This is a genomic window from Mycobacterium sp. IDUB_19, assembly GCF_055419445.1.
Genome location: NZ_JBVAXR010000052.1, coordinates 1 through 24,670 on the forward strand (window position 1 = coordinate 1; position 24,670 = coordinate 24,670).

Annotated in this window: 23 protein-coding genes and 1 pseudogene; 18 read left to right on the forward strand and 6 right to left on the reverse strand. The window is 63.7% G+C overall.

Going from position 1 to position 24,670, the window contains the following annotated elements:
- The 4 genes and pseudogenes from ACZY0B_RS24905 to ACZY0B_RS24920 all read right to left on the reverse strand — a co-directional run.
- Positions 1 to 198, reverse strand: a pseudogene (locus ACZY0B_RS24905) (hypothetical protein); the annotation flags it as partial.
- A 4-nt stretch (positions 199 to 202) separates the two neighbouring features.
- Positions 203 to 1,303 carry an acyl-CoA dehydrogenase family protein gene (locus ACZY0B_RS24910; RefSeq protein WP_463766911.1) on the reverse strand — a complete coding sequence of 367 codons (1,101 nt, stop codon included), beginning with the start codon at positions 1,301 to 1,303 and terminating at the stop codon, positions 203 to 205.
- 8 nt (positions 1,304 to 1,311) lie between these two features.
- On the reverse strand, positions 1,312 to 2,544 hold the full coding sequence (locus tag ACZY0B_RS24915) for an acyl-CoA dehydrogenase (protein WP_463766912.1): 1,233 nt from the start codon (positions 2,542 to 2,544) through the stop codon (positions 1,312 to 1,314).
- A 15-nt stretch (positions 2,545 to 2,559) separates the two neighbouring features.
- Positions 2,560 to 3,501, reverse strand: a complete 942-nt coding sequence (locus tag ACZY0B_RS24920) for an enoyl-CoA hydratase (protein ID WP_463766913.1) — start codon at positions 3,499 to 3,501, stop codon at positions 2,560 to 2,562.
- A gap of 223 nt (positions 3,502 to 3,724) precedes the next feature.
- Here ACZY0B_RS24920 and ACZY0B_RS24925 point away from each other — a divergent pair, with 223 nt between their 5' ends.
- The 5 genes from ACZY0B_RS24925 to ACZY0B_RS24945 are packed head-to-tail and all read left to right on the forward strand — an operon-like array spanning position 3,725 to position 10,336.
- Positions 3,725 to 4,834: an LLM class flavin-dependent oxidoreductase gene (locus ACZY0B_RS24925; RefSeq protein ID WP_463766914.1), complete on the forward strand. Its 1,110-nt coding sequence runs from the start codon at positions 3,725 to 3,727 to the stop codon at positions 4,832 to 4,834.
- A 29-nt stretch (positions 4,835 to 4,863) separates the two neighbouring features.
- Positions 4,864 to 7,398 (forward strand): FAD-binding oxidoreductase, encoded by a 2,535-nt coding sequence (locus ACZY0B_RS24930; protein WP_463766915.1) that lies wholly within the window; start codon positions 4,864 to 4,866, stop codon positions 7,396 to 7,398.
- A gap of 22 nt (positions 7,399 to 7,420) precedes the next feature.
- Entirely contained in the window at positions 7,421 to 8,476 is a 1,056-nt protein-coding gene (locus tag ACZY0B_RS24935; protein ID WP_463766916.1) for an alpha/beta fold hydrolase, read from the forward strand.
- A 19-nt stretch (positions 8,477 to 8,495) separates the two neighbouring features.
- On the forward strand, positions 8,496 to 9,569 hold the full coding sequence (locus tag ACZY0B_RS24940; protein ID WP_463766917.1) for a 3,4-dihydroxy-2-butanone-4-phosphate synthase: 1,074 nt from the start codon (positions 8,496 to 8,498) through the stop codon (positions 9,567 to 9,569).
- Positions 9,566 to 10,336: an SDR family oxidoreductase gene (locus ACZY0B_RS24945; RefSeq protein WP_463766918.1), complete on the forward strand. Its 771-nt coding sequence runs from the start codon at positions 9,566 to 9,568 to the stop codon at positions 10,334 to 10,336. The genes ACZY0B_RS24940 and ACZY0B_RS24945 overlap by 4 nt, the downstream gene beginning before the upstream one ends.
- 12 nt (positions 10,337 to 10,348) lie before the next feature.
- On the opposite strand, the gene ACZY0B_RS24950 is transcribed toward ACZY0B_RS24945, so the two are convergent.
- On the reverse strand, positions 10,349 to 11,551 hold the full coding sequence (locus ACZY0B_RS24950) for a TetR/AcrR family transcriptional regulator (RefSeq protein WP_463766919.1): 1,203 nt from the start codon (positions 11,549 to 11,551) through the stop codon (positions 10,349 to 10,351).
- Positions 11,552 to 11,606: 55 nt separating this feature from the next.
- Entirely contained in the window at positions 11,607 to 11,999 is a 393-nt protein-coding gene (locus ACZY0B_RS24955; RefSeq protein WP_463766920.1) for a limonene-1,2-epoxide hydrolase family protein, read from the reverse strand.
- Positions 12,000 to 12,420: 421 nt separating this feature from the next.
- Between ACZY0B_RS24955 and ACZY0B_RS24960 the strand changes: the two genes are divergently transcribed.
- From ACZY0B_RS24960 to ACZY0B_RS25020, 13 genes are all read left to right on the forward strand, one after another.
- Positions 12,421 to 12,585 (forward strand): ferredoxin, encoded by a 165-nt coding sequence (locus ACZY0B_RS24960; RefSeq protein WP_463766921.1) that lies wholly within the window; start codon positions 12,421 to 12,423, stop codon positions 12,583 to 12,585.
- A 302-nt stretch (positions 12,586 to 12,887) separates the two neighbouring features.
- On the forward strand, positions 12,888 to 13,661 hold the full coding sequence (locus tag ACZY0B_RS24965; RefSeq protein WP_463766929.1) for an MlaE family ABC transporter permease: 774 nt from the start codon (positions 12,888 to 12,890) through the stop codon (positions 13,659 to 13,661).
- 84 nt (positions 13,662 to 13,745) lie between these two features.
- Positions 13,746 to 14,522, forward strand: a complete 777-nt coding sequence (locus ACZY0B_RS24970; RefSeq protein WP_463766930.1) for an ABC transporter permease — start codon at positions 13,746 to 13,748, stop codon at positions 14,520 to 14,522.
- A gap of 4 nt (positions 14,523 to 14,526) precedes the next feature.
- On the forward strand, positions 14,527 to 15,894 hold the full coding sequence (locus ACZY0B_RS24975) for an MCE family protein (protein ID WP_463766922.1): 1,368 nt from the start codon (positions 14,527 to 14,529) through the stop codon (positions 15,892 to 15,894).
- A 40-nt stretch (positions 15,895 to 15,934) separates the two neighbouring features.
- Complete coding sequence (locus tag ACZY0B_RS24980) at positions 15,935 to 16,963, forward strand: virulence factor Mce family protein (RefSeq protein ID WP_463766923.1); 1,029 nt, start codon at positions 15,935 to 15,937, stop codon at positions 16,961 to 16,963.
- A complete protein-coding gene (locus ACZY0B_RS24985; RefSeq protein ID WP_463766924.1) occupies positions 16,960 to 18,231 on the forward strand; it encodes a virulence factor Mce family protein in 1,272 nt (423 codons plus the stop codon). Before ACZY0B_RS24980 ends, ACZY0B_RS24985 begins: the two co-directional genes overlap by 4 nt.
- A complete protein-coding gene (locus tag ACZY0B_RS24990) occupies positions 18,228 to 19,520 on the forward strand; it encodes a virulence factor Mce family protein (RefSeq protein ID WP_463766925.1) in 1,293 nt (430 codons plus the stop codon). Before ACZY0B_RS24985 ends, ACZY0B_RS24990 begins: the two co-directional genes overlap by 4 nt.
- 38 nt (positions 19,521 to 19,558) lie before the next feature.
- Complete coding sequence (locus ACZY0B_RS24995) at positions 19,559 to 20,674, forward strand: virulence factor Mce family protein (RefSeq protein WP_463766931.1); 1,116 nt, start codon at positions 19,559 to 19,561, stop codon at positions 20,672 to 20,674.
- Positions 20,675 to 22,141 (forward strand): MCE family protein, encoded by a 1,467-nt coding sequence (locus ACZY0B_RS25000; protein ID WP_463766926.1) that lies wholly within the window; start codon positions 20,675 to 20,677, stop codon positions 22,139 to 22,141. It abuts the gene before it with no gap.
- 47 nt (positions 22,142 to 22,188) lie between these two features.
- The gene (locus ACZY0B_RS25005; RefSeq protein WP_463766932.1) at positions 22,189 to 22,794 is read left to right on the forward strand and encodes a mammalian cell entry protein; all 606 of its coding nucleotides are present in this window, start codon (positions 22,189 to 22,191) and stop codon (positions 22,792 to 22,794) included.
- Positions 22,795 to 22,910: 116 nt separating this feature from the next.
- Positions 22,911 to 23,393, forward strand: a complete 483-nt coding sequence (locus ACZY0B_RS25010) for a hypothetical protein (RefSeq protein WP_463766933.1) — start codon at positions 22,911 to 22,913, stop codon at positions 23,391 to 23,393.
- A 10-nt stretch (positions 23,394 to 23,403) separates the two neighbouring features.
- The gene (locus ACZY0B_RS25015) at positions 23,404 to 23,790 is read left to right on the forward strand and encodes a DUF732 domain-containing protein (protein WP_463766927.1); all 387 of its coding nucleotides are present in this window, start codon (positions 23,404 to 23,406) and stop codon (positions 23,788 to 23,790) included.
- 17 nt (positions 23,791 to 23,807) lie between these two features.
- A complete protein-coding gene (locus ACZY0B_RS25020; RefSeq protein ID WP_463766928.1) occupies positions 23,808 to 24,464 on the forward strand; it encodes a CAP domain-containing protein in 657 nt (218 codons plus the stop codon).
- Positions 24,465 to 24,670: the final 206 nt, after the last annotated feature.

Genomic DNA, 24,670 nt, shown 5'->3' on the forward strand with positions numbered 1-24,670 from the left:
CTCGAAATTCGCCCCGATCGTCTCGTCCAGCAGGGGAGTATCGACGGGCCCCGCGTCGTAGGACTCGACGGCGCCGTCGATGTTCTCTGCACCCGAGTTGATCATGTCTTTCCTGCGGTCGACGACATCAATGTAGCCGTCGCGATCCTGCTGGACCAGATCGCCGGAATGAAACCAGCCGCCACGAAAGGCCTCGAGATTCCTACAGGCCCGCGCGGTCGGCGAGCAGCGCGCGGTGGCGGGCGCTGCTGCCGAAGAGCGCCTCGCTGCTCTTGGCCCGGCGGAAGTACATGTGCAGATCGTGTTCCCAGGTGAATGCGATGCCGCCATGGACTTGGATGGCCGTGCCGGCGCACAACACATAGGTATCCGCGGCCTGAGCCTTGACCAATGGAGCCGCGATCTGCAGCTCCATTCCGCTAGCGGCACTCATCGCAGCGAACATCACCGCGGCGCGAGTCGCATCGATCTCGATCAGCATCTCGGCGCACGCATGCTTGATCGCCTGGAACGATCCGATGGGACGATCGAATTGCTCTCGACTGCAGGCATATTCGACTGCAAGCTCGAGACACGTCTCAGCGCCGCCGAGCATCTCGGCAGCCAGCAGCACGCGCGCCACGTCCAGTACCCGATGGACGTCGTCCGGGGCGCCCGCCGACAATGCATCGGCGGGGGCCTGCGCCAGCTGCAGCTTCGCGACGGGGCGGGTGATGTCGAATGAGGGCAGCGGCACAACCGTGACGCCAGGAGCGTCGGCGGCCACCACGTGCAGGCTCACCGCGGTGTCGTCGACCAGGGCCGGGACGACAAAAAGATCGGCGATGCGGCCGTGCAATACAGCGGTGCACTCGCCGGTGAGCACGACGCCGTCGCCGTGCCGCTGCGCCCGTACCGTTGCCGCGGACGCATCCGCCGCCTGGTAACCGGTGGCGGCAAACGCGCCGATCTGCTCGCCGGAAAGGAGGCGGGGCAGCAGGCTCTTGCGCTGCTCGTCATCGCCCAGCCGAAGAATCGCTTCGATCGCAAACGTCGTCGCGGCCAACGGAACAGGAGACAGCGTTCGGCCCAGTTCGCCGAACGCAATCGCGGTCTCGACGAGAGTGGCGCCTACTCCGCCGTACTCCGACGGTGTGTGCAGCGCGGCCAGCTCCATCTCGCCGCATAGCCGCTGCCAGAGTCGGCTGTCGTGGCCGTCAGTTGCGGCGACTTCTCTGATGCGCGCACCACCGGCGTGGTCGCGAAGGAAGCCGCGCAGCGACGCGCAGAAGTCGTCTTGTTCGGTGCTGTAACTGAAGTCCATCGCGTGTTTCAGCCCTGCCTGGCTTCCCGACGTGGTTCCTTGGGGAGCCCGAGTAGTTGCTCACCGATCAGATTGCGTTGGATTTGCGAACTGCCGGCGTAGATCGTGGCTGCCCGGGAGTAGAGCAGCTCATCCATCCAGCAAGCGGGGGAGTTCGGCGTGCCCGCTTCCGGGACCAGGCGCGCCCCGCCGTTCCCGGGCCCCAGCGGGCCAAGCGCATCCAGTTCCAAGATTTCGGCGGCGAGATCGGTGTAGCGCCGAAAGTATTCGCTCCAAATGACTTTGGTGATCGCGGCCTCGGCGCCTGGCAGTTGCCCATGCAGCGACAAGGTGAGGCCACGGTAGCCCCGGTACCGCATGATCTGTATCCGGGAGAAGCACCACGCCAACCCCGCTCGGATATGCGGGTCTGTGTTCATTCCGCGTTCGCGTGCGAGTTCGCACAGCCGCTCGAAGTCACGGCCGAAATCGATTGCGGCGGTCGTGAGTTGCGAACTGCGTTCGAACCCGAGCGCCGTCATCGCGGTCGGCCATCCGTTTCCCACCCCGCCCACGACGTTGGCGGATCCGGTGCGGGCATCGGTGAAAAAAACCTCACTGAACGACGAGTGCCCGGCCGCGTTGACAATCGGGCGGACCTCGATGCCGGGTTGTTCGATCGGTACCAGCAAGAAGGACAGCCCCTTGTGCTTGGGCACATCGGCATTCGTGCGCGCCAGAATAAAGATCCAGTTGGCGGTGAGACCGGCCGACGTCCAGATCTTCTGCCCGTTGATCACCCACTCATCGCTGTCGAGTGCAGCCCTGGTTCGCACCGATGCCAGATCCGACCCGGCCTCGGGCTCCGAGAATCCCTGGCACCAACGATCTTCACCGTCAAGGATGCGTGGCAGAAAATGCTTCTTCTGCGCCTCCGAGCCCAGCGCGATCAGCGTATTACCCAATAAATCGATCCCCAGCAGGTCGTTTTCGGCTCGCTCGGGCGCCCCGGCTCGGGCGAACTCTTCAGCCAGCACCACCTGTTCGATCGGGGAGAGCCCGCCCCCGCCGTATTCCGTCGGCCAGGACACGGCAACCAGACCACTGGCCGAAAGAGCCCGACGCCACCGCAACTCGAACGCTTCCCGCTCGGCCGGCGACAATGCGCCGGGTCCCGCCCAGCCGGCCGGAAGGTGTTCAGCCAGGAATGCGCGAATCCGATACCGGAATGCTTCCGCTTCGGGCGGGTAACTGACGTCCATCGATGGCGTCCGGGCTCACGGGCGCTGTTTGGTCGCGGGCAGGATCTCCGGCGCGGCACGCCAGTCGTCGAGTCCGTACTCGACCGTTCCGTAGGACAGCTTCCCGCCGGTGACTTCACCCCAGTGGGCGTGATTGAGCTGGTGAATCTTGAAGCAGCCGTCGAGAGCCGTGGTGAAGCCCATGGCATCGACGGTTTGGTTCACCGATTCCTTGATGAGCAACGCAGCCACGGTGGGGAGCTTGGCGATTCGACGAGCAAATTCGATTGTGCTGGAGCTTAATTCGCTTGATGCAAACACCTTGCTGACCATGCCCAGCGAGTGCGCTTCGTCGGCGCCGATGCAGTCACCGGTAAGCAGCAACTCCTTTGCTTTGCGCGGGCCGAACTCCCACGGATGGCCGAAATACTCGACCCCGCACATGCCGAGCCGGGTGCCTACGACGTCGGCGAACACGGCATCCTCACTTGCGACGATCAGGTCGCAGCACCAGGCCAGCATCAGGCCCGCGGACAGCACCGTGCCGTGGACCTGTGCGATGGTGATCTTGCGGAGATTCCGCCACCGCTTCGTGTTTTCGAAGTAGTAATGCCACTCCTGACGATTGCGCGACTCCACCCCGCCAAACGTGCCTCCGTTGCACTGATAGCTGGGGTGTTGGTCCGGCCCGGGTGAGCGTTCACGGACGTCGTCAGCCGACCCCAGATCGTGGCCCGCGGAGAAGGCGGGGCCCGCTCCCCGCAGGATCACTACCCTCACCGTGTCGTCAGCCTCGGCAAGCTCGAACGCGGCGCCCAACTCGACCAGCATTCCGCGTGTCTGCGCGTTGCGCTGTTTCGGGCGATCCAGGGTGATCGCCGCGATACGACCGTCGTCGAACGTCTCGTATCCGATGAAGTCGAATTGCGGCACGGAACTCTCCCGACGATCGACCGGATGGAGTCCGGTGACATTCATGGCGGCTCCTTTTACTGCTCACTTCCCCCTGAACGGGTGACCTGTGCGAGGTTACGCGGCACTCCAGCAAGATGTCCATAGCCAATACGCGCGCATACGGACGATACTTCGGTAAATTCCCAAGCAAATTGGCTCTTGTAAGTAGCGAAGTATCTTGCTAGTACTGTGGTATACCTAGAGCAGCGACCTCGCGGATCACGAGAAATCTCAGAAGGGTTGACCCATGGAGATCGGAATATTCCTCATGCCGGCCCATCCACCGGAGCGCTCCCTGTACGACGCCACCCAATGGGACCTCGACATGATCGAGCTGGCCGATCAACTCGGGTACGTCGAAGCGTGGGTCGGCGAACATTTCACCGTGCCCTGGGAGCCGATCTGCGCTCCCGACCTTCTATTGGCGCAGGCGCTGCTGCGGACGAAGTCCATCAAGCTCGCGCCCGGCGCACACCTGCTGCCGTACCACCACCCGGTCGAATTAGCCCATCGAGTGGCCTATTTCGATCACCTTGCTCAGGGCCGATTCATGTTGGGCGTTGGAGCCAGTGGAATTCCAGGCGACTGGGCACTGTTCGACGTCGATGGAAAGAACGGAGAGCATCGCGAGATGACTCGTGAGGCACTCGAAATCATGTTGCGCATCTGGACCGAAGACGAGCCTTGGGAACATCGCGGAAAGTACTGGAACGCCAACGGAATCGCGCCGATGTTCGAGGGCCTGATGAAGCGTCATATCAAGCCATTTCAGAAACCTCACCCACCCATCGGGGTTACCGGGTTCAGTGCGGGCTCTGAGACCCTCAAGCTTGCGGGCGAGCGCGGCTACCTACCGATGAGTCTGGACCTCAACACCGAATACGTCGCGTCACACTGGGACGCGGTGTTGGAAGGCGCGGCGCGCAGCGGCCGGACTCCGGATCGGCGTGATTGGCGATTGGTCCGCGAGGTATTCGTCGCCGAGACCGACGAGCAGGCCTTCCGCTATGCCGTGGACGGCACGATGGGGCGCAACATGCGTGAATATGTGCTGCCGACGTTCCGCATGTTCGGCATGACCAAGTTCTATAAGCACAACCCGTCGGTGCCCGACGACGACGTGACACCGGAATACCTCGCCGAGAACACCTTCGTGGTCGGCTCGGTGGAGACGGTGGTCGACAAACTCGAGGCCACCTATGACCAGGTGGGCGGGTTCGGTCACCTCCTGGTTCTCGGATTCGACTACGTCGAAAACCCGGGCCCGTGGAAAGAGTCGCTAAGGCTGCTGGCTGAAGAAGTCATGCCCAGACTTAACGCCCGCATTGCCAAGAAACCCGTCGCCGCGATCGTCTAGCGGTTTACCGGCCGGGGAAGGGACACGCAATGGCGGATTGTCAGGTGACCGTTGACTATTCGGACGGAACGCACAAGACGATGCCGGTGCGGCCCGACCAGACCGTTCTGGAAGCCGCCGAAGAGCACGGTGTGGCCATCGTCAGCGAATGCCAAAGCGGAATCTGTGGCACGTGTGTCGCCAGCTGTACCGCCGGCCAGTACGAGATGGGTCGTACCGAGGGCCTGTCCGATGTGGAGCGGACAGCGCGCAAGATCCTTACCTGCCAGACGTTCACCACCTCTGATTGCCGGATCGAACTGCAGTATCCGGCTGACGACAACGCGGCGCTGCTGGTTGCCTGTGACGGCGTGGTGACCGGCATCGAATTGTTGTCGCCCAGCACCGCGGTGCTGCGGGTGGATGTCTCGTCGAAGGCCGGTGCGCTGAACTACCAGGCCGGCCAGTTCGCGCAGCTGCAGGTACCTGGCACCAATACGTGGCGCAACTACTCCTACGCGCATCCCGCCGACGGCAGCGGTCAACTGGAATTCATCATCCGGCTGCTGCCGGATGGGGTGATGTCGAACTATCTGCGCGACCGCGCGAGGCCGGGTGACCATATCGCGTTGCGGTGCAGCAAGGGCACCTTCGGACTGCGCCCGCTCGTTCGACCCGTGATCCTGGTCGCCGGAGGCACCGGGTTGTCGGCGATCCTGGCGATGGCCCAGAGCCTGGGCCCGGACACCGCCCACCCGGTCTACCTGCTCTACGGGGTGACCTGCAACGAAGACCTGTGCAAGCTCGACGAACTCAAGGCGCTCAGGGCACGTGTGACGGCCGTCGAGGTGCACGTCATCGTCGCGCGCCCGAACGCTGAATGGCATGGACCGACAGGGCTTGTCACGGATCTACTGGACGAACGAATGCTGTCCGGCGGCGACGCCGACGTCTACCTGTGCGGTCCGGCTCCGATGGTCGAAGCCACCCGAACCTGGTTGGACGACAACAGCTTTCATCGTGTCGGGCTCTACTACGAGAAGTTTGTCCCCAGTGGGGCAGCGCGGCGCCGCAGCCCCGCTCAACTCGATTACGCAAGTATCGACCTCGCCGAGGTGCGCGAGCGCGGCCGCGGGACCGCGGTGGTCATCGGCGGCAGCATTGCGGGCATTGCTGCGGCGAAGGTGCTCACCGAGACTTTCGATCGGGTCATCGTTCTCGAAAAGGACGATCCGCATCGTCGGCGTGAGGGCAGGCCGGGTGCGGCACAGGGCTGGCATCTGCACCACTTGCTGACCGCAGGGCAGATCGAGTTGGAACGATTCTTTCCCGGCATCGTCGACGACATGGTGCGCGAGGGCGCGTTCAAGGTCGACATGGCAGCTCAATACCGAATTCGGTTGGGGGGAAGTTGGAAGAAGCCCGGCACCAGTGACATTGAGATCGTTTGCGCCGGCAGGCCGTTGCTGGAGTGGTGCGTACGGCGCCGCCTCGACGGCGAGCCGCGGATCGACTTCCGCTACGAGTCGGAGGTGGACGACCTCGTGTTCGACCGGGCGAACAATGCCATTGTCGGGGTCGCTGTCAGCAAGGACGGCGAATTCGAGGTGGTGCCGGCCGAATTCGTTGTCGACGCATCGGGCAAGAACACCCGCGTGCCGGAATTCCTGGATCGCATCGGTATCGGAGCTCCCGAGGTCGAGCAGGACATCATCAACTGCTTCTACACGACGATGCAGCACCGGGTTCCGCCGGAGCGACAGTGGCAGGACAAGGTCATGGTGATCTGCTACGCGTATCGTCCCTTCGAGGACACCTACGCCGCGCAGTACTACGTGGACAGCTCGCGCACTGTTCTTTCGACATCACTGGTGGCGTACAACTGTTACTCGCCGCCGCGTACCGCGCGGGAGTTCCGCGAGTTCGCCGATCTGATGCCATCACCGGTAGTGGGGGAGAACATCGACGGGCTCGAGCCCGCCTCGCCGATCTATAACTTCAGGTATCCGAACATGCTCCGGTTGCACTACGAGAACAAACGTAACCTGCCGCGTGCGCTGGTGGCCGTGGGCGATGCCTACACCAGCGCCGATCCGGTGTCTGGCCTGGGTATGAGCTTGGCGCTCAAAGAAGTTCGGGAGATGCAGCTGTTGCTGGCCAAATATGGTCCGGGGCACCGAGATCTTCCCCGCCGCTATTACAGGTCGATCGCGAAGCTGGCCGACACGGCCTGGTTCGTGATCCGCGAACAAAATCTGCGCTTCGACTGGATGAAGGACGTGGACAACAAGCGCCCGTTCTATTTCCGGCTGCTCACCTGGTACATGGATCGTCTGACGGAATTGGTGCACGACGATCTCGATGCCTATCGCGAATTCTTGGCCGTTCTGCACCTCGTCAAGCCACCGCTGTCACTGATGACGCCCCGGATGGCGAGCCGCGTCATCGGTAAGTGGGCGCGTACCCGATTGTCGGGACAGAAGACGCTTATCGCCCGCAACTACGAAAATCGCGCGGTGCCAGCCGCCGATGCCGCAGACGCGCTTGTGGCCGTTGGTGGTTCGGTGCCCAGCCACACCCGATAGATCCTCGACAAGAAAGGCGAAGATGTTGCAGGCTCACCGCTTCTTGGACTGCCGGGGCACCCGGATTCATGCCGTCGAAGACGGCGACGGACCACTGGTCGTGCTGCTGCACGGGTTTCCAGAGTCCTGGTACTCCTGGCGTCATCAGATTCCCGCACTGGCCGATGCGGGCTATCGCGTGGTGGCGATCGACCAGCGCGGCTACGGGCGTTCGTCGAAGTACCGCGTGCAATCGGCTTACCGCATCAAGGAACTGGTCGGCGACGTCGTCGGCGTCCTCGACGCTTACGGTGCCGACAGGGCCATCGTGATAGGTCACGACTGGGGTGCACCCGTCGCGTGGACCTTCGCCTGGCTGCATCCGGATAGGTGTGCGGGCGTCGTCGGCATCAGCGTTCCATTCGCAGGTCGCGGCGTTATTGGCTTGCCGGGCAGTCCCTTCGGCGAGCATCGTCCCAACGACTACCACGTGGAGCTCGCGGGCGAAGGCCGCATTTGGTACCAGGACTATTTCTCCGCGCAGGACGGGATCATCGCGGAAATCGAGGAGGACGTGCGGCGGTGGCTGCTCGGGCTGACCTACACGGTCTCCGGCGAGGGGATGATCGCGGCCACCAAAGCAGCGGTCGACGCGGGCCTCGACCTGGCATCCATGGATCCCATCGACGTGATCCGCGCCGGCCCGCTGTGCATGGCCGAAGGCGCAAAGCTGAAGGACGCCTTCATTTATCCGGAAACGATGCCGACCTGGCTCACCGACGCCGATGTCGATTTCTACGCCGGCGAGTTCGAGCGTTCCGGCTTCGGCGGGCCGTTGAGCTTCTATCACAACATCGACAACGACTGGCACGACCTGGCCGATCAGGAAGGTAAACCCCTCACGCCACCCGCATTGTTCATCGGTGGCCAGTACGACGTCGGTACTACCTGGGGCGCCGAGGCCGTAGAACGCGCGCACGAGGTCATGCCGAATTATCTTGGCACCCAAATGATTGCCGATGTCGGGCACTGGATTCAGCAGGAAGCGCCCGAGGAGACCAACCGGTTGTTGCTCGATTTTCTGGGCGGGCTGAGTTAGTAGGTTAGGCGGACTGTCGATGAAGACCACCGATGTGCGGGTGTTACGCGCGATCACCGCGATGGCGGCGGGTCAAACTGTCGTCGTCACAGGCGATTCGGACTGTGACGGCTATCTTGTCTTTGCGGCCGACGCTGCAACCCCTGCGCTGTTGGCCTTCATGATTCGCCATACCTCCGGCTATGTGCGGGTCGCGCTGCCGGGTTCGGAATGCGAGCGGCTGAACCTCCCGCCGATGTGCCACCGGAACACGGCGCTCTGCGTGTCGGTCGACGTTCGCGGGACGGGCACGGGAATCTCGGCAAACGATCGCGCCCGCACCATCGCCGCACTGGCATCCGGCGGATCGCAGGCTTCGGATTTCCTACGTCCGGGACACGTGGTCCCACTGCAGGCCGGCAAGGACGGGGTGCTTGACCGGCCCGGGCCCGCCGAGGCGGCTGTCGACCTCGCGAGGCTGGCGGGGCGGCGGCGTGCTGCCGCGCTGTGCGAGATCGTCTCGCGGCGCAATCCCGCGCTGATGGCCCGCGCTGTCGAGCTGACCGAATTCGCCGTCGAGCACGGGCTGGCCGTCGTCTCGATCGCTGAGCTGGTGGCGTATCGGCGCCGGACCGAGCCCCAGGTGGCGCGGCTGACCGAGACCGTCCTGCCCACCTGGGCCGGCGACTCGCGCGTCATCGGTTTTCGTGACGTGCACGATGGTGGCGAGCATCTGGCGATGATCATCGGCTCGGCCGGCGCCGGAGTGCCGGTGCCGCTTCATGTTCACGTCGAGTGCCTGACCGGAGATGTGTTCGGCTCGAGGGCGTGCGGATGCGGCGGGGAACTCAATAGCGCGCTGGCGCGGATGTCGGCCCAGGGCAGCGGCGTGGTTGTCTACCTGCGTCCGTCCGGCCAGCCGCGGGCCTGTGGCCTCTTCACCCGGCGCGTTGCGGCCGGTGACCCGATGCCCGAGACCGTGGCGTGGATCCTGCGCGATCTTGGGCTTTACGCCCTCCAACTCTCCGATGACATGCCAGGATTTGGCCTTGTGATGTTCGGGGCAATTCGCGAGCACGGCATAGCAACTGAAGCCTTGGCGGCTGCGAGTTGAACCATCCAGACCTGGCGGGTAAGGCTGCGATCGTCACCGGCGCCGGGGCCGGAATCGGCCGCGCGGTGGCGCAGCGACTCGCCGCCGACGGTTGTACTGTGCTGTGCGCGGACATCGACGGCACTGCCGCCAAAATCGCCGCGGCCGAGATCGGTTCTGGCGCAATCGGTTATCAGGTCGATGTCAGCAACGAAGTACAGGTCATCGGCATGGTCGAGGCCTGCGTCGGGTCGTTCGGCGGCGTAGACAAACTAGTAGCCAACGCCGGTGTGGTTCATTTCGCTCCTCTGATCGAGACGCGGGTCGAAGACTTCGATCGCGTCATTGCGATCAACTTGCGCGGCGCATGGCTATGCACCAAACATGCGGCGCCGAAGATGGTCGAGCGGGGCGGCGGAGCCATCGTCAACATGTCATCGTTGGCCGGCCATATCGGGGTGAGCGGCAGTGCGGCCTACGGCATGTCCAAGGCCGGCGTAGCCCACCTCAGCCGCGTCACCGCCGCGGAGCTGCGCTCGTCCAATATCCGGGCCAACGCGCTGTTGCCGGCATTCGTCGACACCCCGATGCAGCAGACCGCGATGACGACGTTCGACGAAACGCTCGGAGAAGGCGGCGCGCGCGAGCTGATCGCCCGTTTGCAGGGCCGCATGGCCGCACCGGAGGAGATGGCCAGCATCGTGGCTTTCCTGTTGTCCGACGATGCGTCGATGATCACCGGAACCACTCAGATCGCCGACGGCGGCACTATCGCCGCGCTGTGGTGACCGACCCTGGGGTCAGGCGGATTCGGACCGGCTAGTCAGGATTGACAGTGCGATGGCGGTAAGTTCGTCCGCGACTCCAACGTATCGCGTGAGATGCCATGTGCGAGCGACATCTTCGATGAAACTGATCGCCGCCGCAACCAGCAATCGCCCCTCGACGACGGTGGTCTCGGGGACCAACTCGGTGATCTGCTCGATCCACACGGTCTCGCGGTCGGCCTGATTTCTCAGGTACCCGTCGCGCACCTCGCTTGAGGTGTGGGAGAGTTCGGTGATCGAAACAGCGACAAGGTCGGGAGCATCCAAGCTGATCCGGACGTGACCCCGCACAAGACCCTGAAGACGTTGCAGGGCTTCCGAATTAGTTCGCAGAGCACGGATGCACTCGAGGCTCCACCACTCGTCGACGCGGCGGATGAGTGCATCCAGGATGGCTTGTTTGGACGAGAACGACCGGTATAGACCCGGACCCGCGATGCCGGCTCCCTTGCCGATCTCACTAGTACTGACAGCCGGATATCCCTGCGCACGGAACAGCCGCGCGCCCCCGGCTAGCAGGGTTTCGTAGCGCGAGAACAGCACACCGTCCTCGTCGCGCGCGGCATCCAAAGGCGTCAACTCGGCGACGGGAGGCGTCCTCGCCGCGGCCATGCAAGCTTGGTACAGGCGCTCATTGAGTTCGTCAGCCGGAAGGGTCAGGTTGTGCCTTCCCAGGCCCGTCAGCGTGCTGGCCACCGCCCACGCGCGCAGCTCCGCGTGCTGTGGGCTCAGACCAGGCACCTCGAGGACGACGTTGTCGCGCATGCCGGCCACGATCGTGTTGATGCGACGCCGGACCTCCGCGCGGTCGCCCTCGTTGAGATAACGGGCCTCGCGCTGCCACAACACCGCCAGGGATCGCGATGCAACGGCCGCAGCGATGTGGTCCGGTAGATCGACACTCAGCGGCCGAGGTGTCGGCTCGGCGTCGCCATCGGTGAGGCGACGCGCGATTTGATACTGATCCTGGCCGGTTCGGATCGCCTCGGCGAGCAGCGCCTGCTTGCTGTCGTAGTGGCGATACAACGCGCGCGCGGTGACTCCTGCCGCCTCAGCGATGTCCTCCAACTTGACCGAATGGAAACCGCGGTCGATAAAGAGCCCAACGGCCTGCTCTAGAATCTGCTGCTTTCGGTCCTTCGGACGGCGCCTAACGGGTTGAGCGACGGTCCCCATCGACTCGAACCCCCTTCGTGCGCGCCGGAATTACCAATCCTGCCAGAAGCATCGGCTACAGCTTCATCCCGCTCTGCCGCTCGAAGGCCGCGAGATCAAAGTAGTCGCTGAAGCGAGTGATCTTGCCGTTCTTGACCTCGAACACGCCGGTCACCGGGAGCACGACCTTCCGGCCGTCGTTCATCGTGAAGTAGTCGATGCGTTCGGCGAGCACCAAGCCTGGCTCGGCGGCCAGTGTGAGGATGTCGAGCTTGGCATCGGAAAACGCGTCAAGAAACGCCTGGAAAACCGCGCGTATGCCCGCGATGCCCTCGATCGGCTCGACCGGCACGTTGTGGTAGACCGCGTCGTCGGCAAAATCGCCGCAGATCCTTTCCAGGCTGCGCGCCTGCCAGGATCCGAGAAAGTCGCGGACGAGCTTCTCGCTGGCCTCCTTGGTATCAGTCATGCGAAGGAGTCCTCCTCGAGCAGTAGCACGCCGGCGCGATCTTCATCGGACTATCAAGATACATCATTCGGCATATATACGCGATAACACGGATATTCATCGGATCATCCCGCTTTCAATTGCATATCGGTCATGGACATACACCGGTATCTGGGTCGCGGGCACAGCGTCGCTCGTGACCATTCCCGCAACGGCGCTTCTCTGGATCCGGGCACCAAGACTTCAGTTCCGGGCCGCCAACATCGTCATGCGGGTGATCTACACCCACCCGATTATGAACTCACCGTCACGCTGCGCGAAGTTTTCAAGTCGTCTGCGGCCCAAGTGATCTCAAGCCCGACATCACCATGACGCTGCGCGACGGCCGTCGGTTGCACTTCCGCGACTTCATGAATTCGGCCCACACCCGGCAGTCGCCGGAATGTGCGTGATGACCACCGACGAGTTCTTCGACCAGGACGACGCCGGCATTGCGTTGCTCGCCTCCGATCAGGTGCCGGCCGGCCCTCAAGCCGATGTCGCGCGCCGGGTGCAAAACGCCGTCAACCTGTGCCCCTCGGGGGCGCTGCAGCCGGTTCCGGAGTGAGCAGATGAGGCTCGGCCGGGCCAAGGTGACACGGCCCGGAGCCCGGTCGCACGACAGCCGCGGACGCGGCCAGTGGCCCGGCATTCAGACAGTACTAGCAAGATACATCATCACACATAAGTAGCTATTTGCTTCGTTATTTACTGATCAGTCAGCGGCAATTGTGCGTATTGGCTATGGACATGAGGGCACCCTGCCGCGTACCCTCGCGGATGTCGCTAGTCCACTTCGAACTGTCCGGGGGACAACGTGAACAGCTCCACCCGACGACACAGCATCGAATCCAGGCGGTGCGCGGCGCGATGGTGACGGTGGTCGGTCAAGCGGCGAAGCCGGTCCGCGCGATGGGCGACTTCTTCGTGATGTCGGCGGAGACGTTCGTGTCGATATTCAGACCACCGTTCGCATGGCGTGAATACCTCTTTCAGTGCTGGTTCGTGGCGCGGGTGTCGACACTGCCGGGTGTGTTGATGACGATCCCGTGGGCGGTGATTTCGGGATTCCTCTTCAATGTCCTGCTGACCGATATCGGTGCCGCGGATTTTTCCGGCACCGGCTGCGCGATCTTCACGGTGGACCAAAGCGCCCCGATCGTCACGGTGTTGGTCGTCGCGGGCGCGGGCGCCACCGCCATGTGTGCCGATCTGGGCGCGCGGACCATCCGCGAGGAACTCGACGCGTTGCGGGTAATGGGTATCAACCCGATCCAGGCGCTGGCGGTTCCGCGGGTGCTGGCGGCCACGACGGTCTCGCTGGCCCTGAGTTCGGTGGTGACCGCGACGGGTCTCATCGGCGCGTTCTTCTGTTCCGTATTTCTCATGCACGTCTCGGCCGGCGCGTGGGTAGCGGGTCTGACCACCCTTACCCACACCATCGACGTCATTATTTCGATGATCAAGGCGACGCTGTTCGGGCTGATGGCTGGACTGATCGCCTGCTACAAGGGCATGTCGGTCGGCGGCGGCCCGGCCGGCGTCGGCAGGGCGGTGAACGAGACTGTGGTGTTTGCCTTCGTCGTCTTGTTCGTCATCAACATCATCGTCACGGCCGTCGGCATGCCGTTCATGGTGTCGTGAGGTGAACCGATGACGGTCAGTGTTCCGAGCAGCCCTACGCAGGTGCGACGCCTCGCGAAAAGCATTGCGGGCGAATGGACTCGGATGGGATCGCAGGTACGGTTCTATGCCAGCACCGTCGCGGGAATTCCTGATGCCGTGATGCACTACCGCGGCGAACTGCTACGGGTGATCGCGCAAATGGGTCTGGGCGTCGGCACTCTCGCGGTGATCGGTGGCACTGTGGTCATCGTCGGGTTTTTGGCGATGACCACCGGCGCAATCGTCGCGGTACAGGGTTACAACCAGTTCGCGTCCGTGGGAGTCGAAGCCTTGACCGGCTTCGCATCTGCCTTCTTCAACACCCGGGAGATTCAGCCCGGAACCGTCATGGTCGCGCTGGCCGCCACCGTCGGCGCCGGCGCCACCGCACAACTGGGGGCGATGCGGATCAACGAGGAAATCGATGCGCTCGAAGTCATCGGTATCCGCAGCGTCAGTTACCTGGCCAGCACGCGAGTGGTGGCGGGAGTGGTCGTGGCGATCCCGCTATTTTGCGTTGGGCTCATGACGGCATATCTGGCTGCTCGCATCGGCACTACGGCCGTCTACGGCCAGGGGTCCGGTGTCTACGACCACTACTTCAACACGTTCCTTCGCCCGACCGATGTGCTCTGGTCGTCGTTCGAGGTCGTCGTGGTTTCTCTGATGATCATGCTGGTGTGTACCTATTACGGGTACACCGCGCACGGCGGCCCCGCCGGGGTCGGCGAAGCCGTTGGCCGGGCCGTGCGCGCCTCGATGGTCCTCGCCTCGATCGCGATCGTCGTCATGACGCTCGCCATCTACGGCCAATCCCCGAACTTCCACCTGGCGAGCTAGTGGCATGAATCGCGGGCCAAGTAGACACCGTTTGCACGACGCATGGTGGACGCTAATCCTGTTCGCGGCGATCGGTGTGGTTGTCCTTGTGACGGCGATGTCCTTCAGCGGCACCCTGCGGTCCTACGTGCCGGTAACGCTGAGCGCGGACCGCTCCGGGCTGGTGATGGACACCGGCGCCAAGGTCATGCTGCGCGGTGTGCAGGTGGGCCGGGTTAACCAGATCGACCAGACCGGTCAGGACAAGACGGGCTCCAGCCTCAAACTGGAGATCGAGCCCGACCAAATCCGTTACATCCCAGCCAATGTCGAGGTGCAGATCAGCGCCACCACCGCGTTTGGCGCCAAGTTCGTCGACCTGGTGATACCGCAGAACCCCGCTCGTGCGCGGCTCTCCGCCGGAGCTGTGTTGCATTCGAAGAATGTCAGCACGGAGATTAACACCGTCTTCGAGAACGTTGTCGACCTGCTGAACATGATCGATCCGCTGAAACTGAACGCCGTGCTGACCGCCGTTGCTGATGCCGTACGCGGGCAAGGCGAACGAATAGGCAAAGCCACCACCGACCTCAACCAGGTCCTGACGGCACTCAACGCGCGCAGCGAAACCATCCGCCAGGACTGGCGATCGCTGAAGAACTTCGGCGACACCTATAGCGCTGCCGCCCAGGACATCCTGACGATCCTGAACGCCGCCAGCACAACCAGCATGACCGTCGTGAACCATTCGAGTCAACTGGATACCCTGCTGCTCAACGCAATTGGTTTGTCGAACAGCGGGGCCAACCTACTCGGTTACAGCAGGGACAATCTCATCACGACGGTAAACAATCTCGAGCCGACCACGAACCTGCTACTCAAATACAACCCCGAGTACACCTGTTTCCTGCAGGGCACCAAGTGGTTTCTCGACAATGGCGGCTACTCGGCGTGGGGTGGTGCCGACGGCCGGACCTTGCAACTCGATGTCGCGCTGTTGCTGGGCAACGACCCCTATGCCTTTCCCGACAACGTGCCGATTGTCGCCGCCAAGGGCGGCCCCGGCGGAAAGCCGGGGTGCGGGTCCCTGCCAGATGCCACAAAGAATTTCCCGGTGCGCGAGCTCGTCACCAACACCGGATGGGGGACCGGGCTCGATATCAGGCCCAACCCCGGCCTCGGGCATCCGTGCTGGGCCGACTACTTCCCGGTGACCCGCGCCCAGCCCAAGCCGCCCTCGATCCGCCAGTGCATTCCGGGGCCGGCAATCGGGCCGAACCCCGGAGGTCCGCCATATGGCGCGGCGCTGTATGGCCCGGGCGGAGTGCCGCTGTGGCCAGGCGTGCCGCCGGCCCCACCGCCGGCCGAGCCCGGTCCAGCACCGCCGCCGTGAGCCCGAACGAGACCACCACAGACACAGCAGGAGATGAACCATGCAGGAAAACCTGAGGGGCGTCGTACTGCGCCTCGGTATTTTCCTGGCGGTTTGCCTGCTGACCGGAGCCTTGCTGGTTGCCGTCTTCGGAGAGGCCCGTTTCGCCGACGGCAACACGTACTACGCCCAGTTCACCAACGTGTCCAACCTCAGGGAGGGCAAGCTGGTCCGCATCGCGGGCGTTGAAGTCGGCAAGGTCGAAAAGATCACCATCAACCCGGACGCGACGGTGCGGGTTGAGTTCACCGCCGACAATTCGGTCACCCTCACGCAGGGAACCGAAGCGGTGATCCGATACGACAACCTGTTCGGCGACCGTTACCTGGCGCTGGAAGAAGGAGCCGGCGGGCTGGGCATACTCACTCCGCGCCAAACGATTCCGCTGGCCCGCACCAAACCGGCGCTGGATCTGGATGCCCTGATCGGCGGTTTCAAGCCGCTGTTTCGCGCACTGAACCCCCAGCAGGTCAACGCGCTCAGCGAACAGCTACTGCAAACGTTTCAGGGGCAGGGTCCCACGATCGCGTCATTTCTGGATCAGGCTGCGGCCGTGACCAACACACTGGCCGACCGCGATCAGCTCATCGGTCAAGTGGTCAACAACCTCAACCTGGTGCTGGGTTCACTTGGGGGCCAAAGCGATCGGTTGGACAAAGCGGTGACGTCGCTATCGCAGTTGGTGCACGGGCTCGCCGAACGGAAGACCGACATCTCCAACGCGGTGGCGTACACGAATGCAGCCGCCGCCTCGATCACCGACCTGCTGTCGCAAGCTCGCGCGCCGTTTTCGAAGGTGGTTCACGAGACCGATCGGGTCTCCGAGGTCGCACTCGCCGATCACGACTACCTCGACAATCTGCTCAACACGCTGCCGGACAAATACCACGCGCTGGTCCGCCAGGGTATGTACGGCGACTTCTTCGCTTTCTACCTGTGCGACGTCGTGCTCAAGGTCAACGGCAAAGGCGGCCAGCCGGTGTACATCAAGGTGGCCGGTCAGGCCACCGGGCGGTGTGCACCGAAATGAAATCACTCGCTGAACGCAACCGGCTGATCATCGGCTCGGTCGGCATCGTGGCCATCGCAGGAGCCGTATTGGGCGCCCTGCAATACCAGAAGCTGCCCTTTCTCGATCAGGGTAAAAGCGTCTCCGCGTATTTCGCCGACGCGGGCGGCCTGCGAACCGACAACACCGTAGAGGTCTCGGGCTACCCGGTGGGAAGGGTGTCCAGCATCGAACTCGACGGGCCTGGCGTACTGGTCAAGTTCAAGGTTGACAACGACATTCGGCTCGGAAACCGCACCGAGGTGGCGATCAAAACCAAAGGTCTGTTGGGCAGCAAGTTCCTTGACGTCCTACCACGTGGCGAGGGCCGGCTCGAAGGGCCCATCCCCATCGAACGGACAACGTCGCCCTACCAGTTACCAGATGCGTTGGGCGACTTGGCCACCACGATCAGCGGGCTGAACACAAGTCGGCTGTCCGAATCGCTGGACACCATGGCGCAAACCTTTGCCGATACGCCGGCGGATTTCAGGACCGCGCTAAAAGGCGTGGCCCGCCTGGCCCAAACGCTCGATCAGCGCGACACCCAACTGCGTAGCCTGCTGGACAACGCGGCCAAAGCCACCGGGGTGCTGGCCGAGCGGACCGACCAGATCGTCGCGCTGGTGCGAGACACCAATGCGGTGCTGGCACAGCTGCGGACACAAAGTGCTGCCCTGGAACAGATCTGGACGAAAATCTCCGCGGTGTCGCGGCAATTGCAGGGCTTTATCGCCGAGAACCGACAGCAGCTACGGCCCGCGCTGGACAAGCTCAACGGGGTGCTGGCAATCGTCGAAAACCGAAAGGAGCGGCTGCAGCAGGCCATCCCGCTGATCAACTCCTATGTCATGTCGCTAGGCGAGTCGCTTTCGTCCGGCCCCTTCTTCAAGGCATACGTGGTGAATCTGCTGCCGGGGCAGTTCGTTCAACCGTTTATCAGTGCCGCATTCTCCGACCTGGGGCTGGACCCTGCGACCCTGCTCCCGTCACAGGTGACCGACCCACCCACTGGCCAACCCGGGACTCCCGCATTGCCGCTCCCGTACCCGCGGACAGGCCAGAGCGGCGAGCCGCGGTTGAATCTGCCCGACGCGATCACCGGCAACCCCGGCGACCATCCGTGCGGTTTGCCCGGCGTGCCGCTACCCGGCCCGGGCTGCTATCCCTACCGGGAGCCACCAGCGGCCCCACCGCCCGGCGGACCACCGCCTGGGCCGCCGGCGCTGGCGCCGGGAGGCCAACCGTGACAACGAAACTCCGACGGGCTCGATCCGTGTTGGCGTCCACCCTGGTCCTGGTGCTCGTCGCGGGAGTGATCGTCGCGACGCGAACCGCCGGCGAGGCCGCCCGCACCGTCGCGGTCGCCTACTTCGACAACAGTAACGGCGTGTTCGCCGGTGACGACGTCCGCATCCGGGGTGTACCGGTGGGCACGATACTCAAAATCGAACCGCAGCCGCTGCGGTCCAAGATTACGTTCTCCTTCGACCGCAAATTCAAAGTCCCCGCCAATGCCGAGGCCGCGATCCTGTCGCCGCAACTGGTAACGGGCCGGGCTATCCAGCTGACGCCGCCGTACACCGGCGGGCCCGTCATGGCCGACGGAGCGGTCATCGGCCAGGACCGGACCGTGGTACCGGTCGAGTGGGATGATCTACGTGCACAACTTCAGCGGTTGACCGAGTTGTTGAAGCCCACCCAGCCGGGCGGCGTGAGCACGCTGGGTGCGCTCATCAATACCGCCGCCGACAACCTGCGCGGGCAGGGCCCCACCATCCGTGACACCATTATCAAGCTATCGCAAGCTGTTTCGGCACTGGGCGATCACAGCAAAGACATCTTCTCCACCCTGAAAAATCTGTCGACGCTGGTGACTGCGCTGCACGACAGCGCCGATCTGCTCGAGCAGCTGAACCACAACTTGGCCGCGGTGTCCTCGCTGCTGGCCGACGACCCCAACAAAGTCGCTCAAGCGGCCGAGGACCTCAACGCGGTCGTCGGCGATGTGCAGAGCTTCGCCGCCGAGAACCGCGAGTCGATCGGCACCGCATCGGACAAGCTGACGTCGATCAGCAAGGTGCTGGTCGACAGCCTCGACGACATCAAGCAGACGTTGCACATCAGCCCTACGGTGTTGCAGAACTTCAACAATATCTTCGAGCCGGCCAACGGTTCGCTGACCGGCGCCCTGGCGGGCAACAACATGGCGAACCCAATCTCCTTCCTGTGCGGCGCAATTCAGGCGGCCTCTCGGTTGGGAGGCGAGCAAGCGGCGAAACTCTGCGTGCAGTACATGGCGCCGATTGTGAAGAATCGTCAGTACAACTACCCGCCGATTGGCGAGAACCTCTTCGTCGGAGCGCAGGCGAGGCCCAACGAGGTTACCTACAGCGAGGATTCGATGCGCCCCGACTTCGTTCCGCCCGCCGCGAGTGCGCCGCCGCCGGCTCCGGGTGCGCCGGTGAGCGAGACGGTGACGACCGACCCCGCCGCGGGCCTGCGCGGCCTGATGATGCCACCGGGAGGTGGCTCGTGAGAATCCGCCGCCTGCGCCGCCCAGCGGCGAGTCTGTTGATGGTCGTGGTCGTGGCCGCCTTGTCCGGTTGTGGTTGGCACGGCCTGAATTCGTTGCCGCTGCCCGGCACGCAGGGCGGCGGGCCGGGATCGTTTGTGATCCAGGCACAGATGCCGGATGTCAACAATGTTCAGCCGAACTCGCGGGTCCGCGTTGCCGACGTGACGGTCGGCCATGTCACGAAAATCGAGCGTCAGGGCTGGCACGCATTGGTGACGATGCAGCTCAATGGCGACGTCAGGCTGCCCGCCAACGCGATGGCCAAAATCGGCACGACCAGCCTGCTGGGCTCTTACCACATCGAGCTCAGCTCGCCGAAAAATGAAGCGCCGCAGGGTAAGTTGCGCGACCAGTCCGTCATTCCGCTGGCCCGCGGCGGTGCCTACCCGAGCACCGAGCAGACGTTGGCGGCGTTGTCGTTGGTGCTCAACGGTGGTGGACTAGGTCAGGTACAGGACATCACCGAGGCGTTGAGCACCGCGTTTCGCGGCCGCGAGCAAGACGTCCGTAGCCTGATCAGGCAGCTGGACAAATTCTCTGCGTATCTCAACGACCAGTCCGGCGACATCATCGCGGCCACCGAGAGCCTGAACCGCGTGGTCGAGAAGTTCGCCGCCCAGCAACCAGTCCTGGATCGGGCCCTGGCAACCGTCCCCGACGCGCTCGCGGTGCTCAACGGCGAGCGCGACAAGCTCGTTGAGGCGGCGGATCAGTTGAGCAAATTCAGTGCCCTGACCGTGGATTCGGTCAACAGAACCAAAACGAACCTGATCAAGGAACTACAGGAAGTCGGTCCGGTATTGGAGTCGCTCGCCAACGCCGGGCCGAGCCTGACCCGGTCGCTATCGCTATTGGCCACCTTCCCGTTTCCGAATGAGACATTCCAGAATTTCCAGCGTGGCGACTACGCCAACCTGACCGCGATCGTCGACCTCACGCTGAGCCGAATCGACCAGGGCCTCTTCACCGGCACTCGCTGGGAGTGCCATCTGACCCAGCTCGAGCTGCAGTGGGGTCGCACCATCGGCCAGTTCCCCAGCCCGTGCACCGCCGGCTATCGGGGCACCCCCGGCAATCCGCTGACAACGGCCTACCGCTGGGATCAGGGGCCATAGATGCTGCATCTACCCCGACGGGTGATTATTCAGCTGGCCGTCTTCACGGTTATTGCGCTGGCCGTGCTGGCTATCACTTTCCTGCACTTCGTCAAGCTGCCGGCCATGTTGTTCGGCGTCGGCCGCTACACGGTGCAGATGGAACTGCCGGAGTCCGGCGGGCTGTACGGCACCGGCAACGTCACGTACCGGGGCTTCGAAGTGGGCCGGGTGGAATCGGTGCGGCTCACCGACACCGGCGTCCAAGCGGTGCTGTCGCTGAAATCCGGCATTGCTATTCCGTCGGACCTCAAAGCCGAGGTGCACAGCCAAACGGCGATCGGCGAATCGTACGTCGAGTTGTTGCCCCGCAACGCCACCTCGCCGCCGCTGAAGGACGGCGACATCATCCCGTTGGCCAATACCTCGGTGCCGCCCGACATCAACGCCCTTCTCAGCGCCGCGAACACCGCGTTGGGGGCTATACCGCACGACAACTTGAAGACGGTCGTCGACGAGTCGTACACCGCGGTAGGCGGGCTGGGTCCGGAGCTTTCCAGGCTGGTCATCGGAACTTCGGACCTTGCGACCGATGCTCGCAAGAATCTCGATCCGCTGGTGGCGCTGATCGACCAGGCGCAACCCGTACTTGACTCGCAGAGCCACACGTCCGATGCGATCGCCGGATGGGCATCACACCTGGCCACGGTCACAACCGAATTGCAAACGCACGACGCAACTATCGGCAGCGTCATAGACCAGGGCGGTCCCGCCTTGGGGGAGATGCGTCAACTGATCGAGCGCGTGCAACCCACCTTGCCAATCCTGCTGGCCAACCTCGTCAGCGTCAGCCAGGTCGCGCTCACTTACCAAAACGACATCGAACAGTTGTTGGTGGTATTCCCGATGGCCATCAGCGCCGAACAGGCCGGGATCCTCGCCAACCTGAACACCAAGCAGGCATATCGGGGTCAGTATCTGAGCTTCAACCTCAACCTCAACCTGCCGCCACCGTGCACCACGGGATTCCTGCCGGCCCAACAGCAACGCGTCCCCACGTCCGAGGACTACCCGGGCCGCCCGGCCGGCGATCTGTATTGCAGGGTCCCGCAGGATTCGCAGCTCAACGTCCGCGGGGCACGGAACATCCCGTGTGAAACCGTGCCCGGCAAGCGTGCACCCACCGTGAAGTTGTGCGAGAGCAACGAACAGTACGTGCCACTCAACGACGGCTACAACTGGAAGGGCGATCCCAACGCCACGTTGTCCGGTCAGGATATCCCGCAGCTGCCGCCCGGATCCCCACCGCGCGCGACGGGCCCCCCGGGACCCGCGCCGGCACCGCCACCCATCGCCGCCGCCCAGTACGACCCGGCCACCGGCACCTATACGGGACCCGACGGCCATCAATACACGCGATCAGATCTGGCTCAAACCGCGCCGAAAGACAAGACATGGCAGGCGATGTTGCTGCCACCGGGAAACTGACGACGATGACTAACCCACCAAGCACGACGTCGATGGAGGAGGACGGTATGCCGGTAATAACCGATTCCGAACCGCCCGTGGAGGTCGACCGGTCCGAGGCCGACCCCGAGGACCAGGTCGCCGAATCCGAGGTGGCCGAGGCGGACAGAGTGCCGCGGACCCGGGCGAAAAGAGCTAGGCCGCGTTTCGCGATACTTTTCGGCCTGGTCGCCACCGTTGCGCTGACGATGCTGTTGTGCTGGTTGGGATTTCGCGTCCATCAGTCGCAGCAGGCGCAGGCCCAACGTAGTCAATTACTGCAAGTAGCCAGGCAGGGCGCGCTGAATCTGACGACCATCGACTGGCGGCATGCCGATATTGATGTGCGTCGCATTCTGGACGGTTCGACAGGCGAGTTCTACAACGACTTCTCCAAACGGTCACAGCCATTCATCGAAGTGCTTCAGCAAGCCAAGGCCACCACAGTCGGCACCATCACCGAGGCGGGCCTGGAGTCGCAGACCGCCGACACCGCCCAGGCGCTGGTGGCCGTATCGGTTCAGACGTCGAATGCCGGTGAAAGCGACCCGGTTCCGCGGGTGTGGCGCATGCGGATCACCGTTCAGCAGGCCGGCGATCAGGTCAAGGTCTCGAACGTCGGGTTCGTGCCATGAGCGCGATCGAGTCGCCGCTAGTCGGTGAACGCGATGAAGCCGACTCGGCGGTTGAATCGGCTGCCGAGGTCGAGATGCCGGATTCGGATGAAAGCCCGGCGAGGGGGCGGCGTCGCATCCGCTGGTCGCGGGTGATCGCTTACGGGCTGCTGCCTGCACTGGCGATGTCGCTGGCGTCTGCTGCGGGGTTTTTGAAATGGCGGGACGCCGCCGTCCGCGACGCCACGGTCGCCCGCGTGGAATCCGTGCAGGCCGCCACTGACGGCACCGTCGCGCTGCTGTCCTACCGGCCCGACACCGTGCAGAAAAACCTCGAGGCCGCCAGGGGCAGGCTGACCGGTACGTTCCTGAACGCCTACACACAACTGACCCACGACGTGGTGATTCCCGGATCAAAGCAGAAGCAGATCTCCGCGGTGGCCACCGTCCCGGGCGCGGCATCGGTCTCGGCCGCCACTAACCACGCCGTCGTCCTGCTATTCGTGAACCAGGTCATCATCGTCGGCCAGGACGCGCCCACCAACACCGCGTCCAGCGTTCGCGTCACACTCGAAAAGATCGACGGGCGTTGGCTGATCTCGCAATTCGACCCGGTGTGAACTGACGACGATGCAGCGCCGTTCGTCTCACCGCACACCCGCAAAGCCGTTTGCAGCTTTGGCTTTGGCGGCTGCGCTGTTATCGGTGACGGCGGTCGCGCCGAGTGCGCACGCCGACGTAGTGGCCTATCTGGTCAACGTGACGACGCGTCCCGGCTACCACTTCGCCAACGCTGACGCGGCCTTGAGCTACGGACATGGCATCTGCGACAAGGTATCTCAGGACCGCAACTACGCGCAGGTCATGGGGGAGGTGAAGGCCGACTTCAACACCTCGGATGAATACCAGGCTTCCTACCTGATCAGTCAGGCGGTTAACGAGCTGTGCCCGGCACTGATCTGGCAGTTGCGAAACTCGGCGGCGCACTACCGGCCGCCGTCCGCGACCGGCGGCTGAAGGAAAGGAACTACGACATGCGGTATCAACCATTGGCCCTCTTTGCTTTGTACTCGACGGCGACCGGTGCGGTCTGCGGTGCACCCGCTGCGCAGGCCGACAACAAGCGGCTCAACGACAGCGTGGTGGCAAACGTCTTCACCGTTCAGCACCAAGCCGGCTGCACCAACGACGTGAAGATCAACCCTCAGCTACAGCTGGCCGCCCAACGACACACCCTCGATGTGCTGAACAATCGAAACCTCAGCGACGACATCGGCTCTGACGGATCCACACCGCAAGACCGCGCAAATGCCGCCGGCTTCCACGGGCGAGTAGCCGAGACCGTGGCGATCAATCCCGCCGTGGCGATCAGCGGCGTCGAGCTGATGAACGAGTGGTATTACAACCCAGGGTATTTCGCGATCATTTCCGACTGCGCCAACAGCCAGATTGGAGTGTGGTCGGAGAACGCCCGGGACCGCACCGTCGTGGTGGCCGTCTACGGACAATCGGAACGACCCCCCGCCGCAGCACCGAGGGGAGCACCGCCGCCGGCGGTGGCGCTGCAGGAGAACGTCCCACTCGATCCCAGCCCCGACTACGACGCCAGCGACGAGGTCGAGTACGCCATCAACTGGCTGCCGTGGATCCTGCGCGGTGTGTATCCGCCGCCCGCCATGCCACCGCAGTAGCGCAGCTGCGCGTCCACGTAACGGCAGCCAGCAGACACCCTGGCCGTCCCCGGGGCATCACGGTGCGCCGACGCGGCGCCGAGTTGCCCACCTTGGCGAGAATACGTTTGCAGTGCCGGACTTTCGCCCCTTCTGAGCTGTGGTGTCGGTGCATACCCGTGTTAGCCTGACGATTCCCGTCGCGTTAGCCTCGGGCTCGGTAGACA

Coding starts and splice junctions, on each gene's coding strand:
- ACZY0B_RS24930 (WP_463766915.1), top strand. CDS start 4,864: ATGGCGGATTGTCAGGTGACCGTTGACTATTCGGACGGAACGCACAAG.
- ACZY0B_RS25000 (WP_463766926.1), top strand. CDS start 20,675: ATGCTGCATCTACCCCGACGGGTGATTATTCAGCTGGCCGTCTTCACG.
- ACZY0B_RS24975 (WP_463766922.1), top strand. CDS start 14,527: ATGAATCGCGGGCCAAGTAGACACCGTTTGCACGACGCATGGTGGACG.
- ACZY0B_RS24920 (WP_463766913.1), bottom strand. CDS start 3,501: ATGAATGTCACCGGACTCCATCCGGTCGATCGTCGGGAGAGTTCCGTG.
- ACZY0B_RS24965 (WP_463766929.1), top strand. CDS start 12,888: ATGGTGACGGTGGTCGGTCAAGCGGCGAAGCCGGTCCGCGCGATGGGC.
- ACZY0B_RS24985 (WP_463766924.1), top strand. CDS start 16,960: ATGAAATCACTCGCTGAACGCAACCGGCTGATCATCGGCTCGGTCGGC.
- ACZY0B_RS25020 (WP_463766928.1), top strand. CDS start 23,808: ATGCGGTATCAACCATTGGCCCTCTTTGCTTTGTACTCGACGGCGACC.
- ACZY0B_RS24960 (WP_463766921.1), top strand. CDS start 12,421: ATGTGCGTGATGACCACCGACGAGTTCTTCGACCAGGACGACGCCGGC.
- ACZY0B_RS24925 (WP_463766914.1), top strand. CDS start 3,725: ATGGAGATCGGAATATTCCTCATGCCGGCCCATCCACCGGAGCGCTCC.
- ACZY0B_RS24935 (WP_463766916.1), top strand. CDS start 7,421: ATGTTGCAGGCTCACCGCTTCTTGGACTGCCGGGGCACCCGGATTCAT.
- ACZY0B_RS24915 (WP_463766912.1), bottom strand. CDS start 2,544: ATGGACGTCAGTTACCCGCCCGAAGCGGAAGCATTCCGGTATCGGATT.
- ACZY0B_RS25015 (WP_463766927.1), top strand. CDS start 23,404: ATGCAGCGCCGTTCGTCTCACCGCACACCCGCAAAGCCGTTTGCAGCT.
- ACZY0B_RS24970 (WP_463766930.1), top strand. CDS start 13,746: ATGGGATCGCAGGTACGGTTCTATGCCAGCACCGTCGCGGGAATTCCT.
- ACZY0B_RS25005 (WP_463766932.1), top strand. CDS start 22,189: ATGCCGGTAATAACCGATTCCGAACCGCCCGTGGAGGTCGACCGGTCC.
- ACZY0B_RS24940 (WP_463766917.1), top strand. CDS start 8,496: ATGAAGACCACCGATGTGCGGGTGTTACGCGCGATCACCGCGATGGCG.
- ACZY0B_RS24910 (WP_463766911.1), bottom strand. CDS start 1,303: ATGGACTTCAGTTACAGCACCGAACAAGACGACTTCTGCGCGTCGCTG.
- ACZY0B_RS24950 (WP_463766919.1), bottom strand. CDS start 11,551: ATGGGGACCGTCGCTCAACCCGTTAGGCGCCGTCCGAAGGACCGAAAG.
- ACZY0B_RS24995 (WP_463766931.1), top strand. CDS start 19,559: ATGGTCGTGGTCGTGGCCGCCTTGTCCGGTTGTGGTTGGCACGGCCTG.
- ACZY0B_RS24955 (WP_463766920.1), bottom strand. CDS start 11,999: ATGACTGATACCAAGGAGGCCAGCGAGAAGCTCGTCCGCGACTTTCTC.
- ACZY0B_RS24980 (WP_463766923.1), top strand. CDS start 15,935: ATGCAGGAAAACCTGAGGGGCGTCGTACTGCGCCTCGGTATTTTCCTG.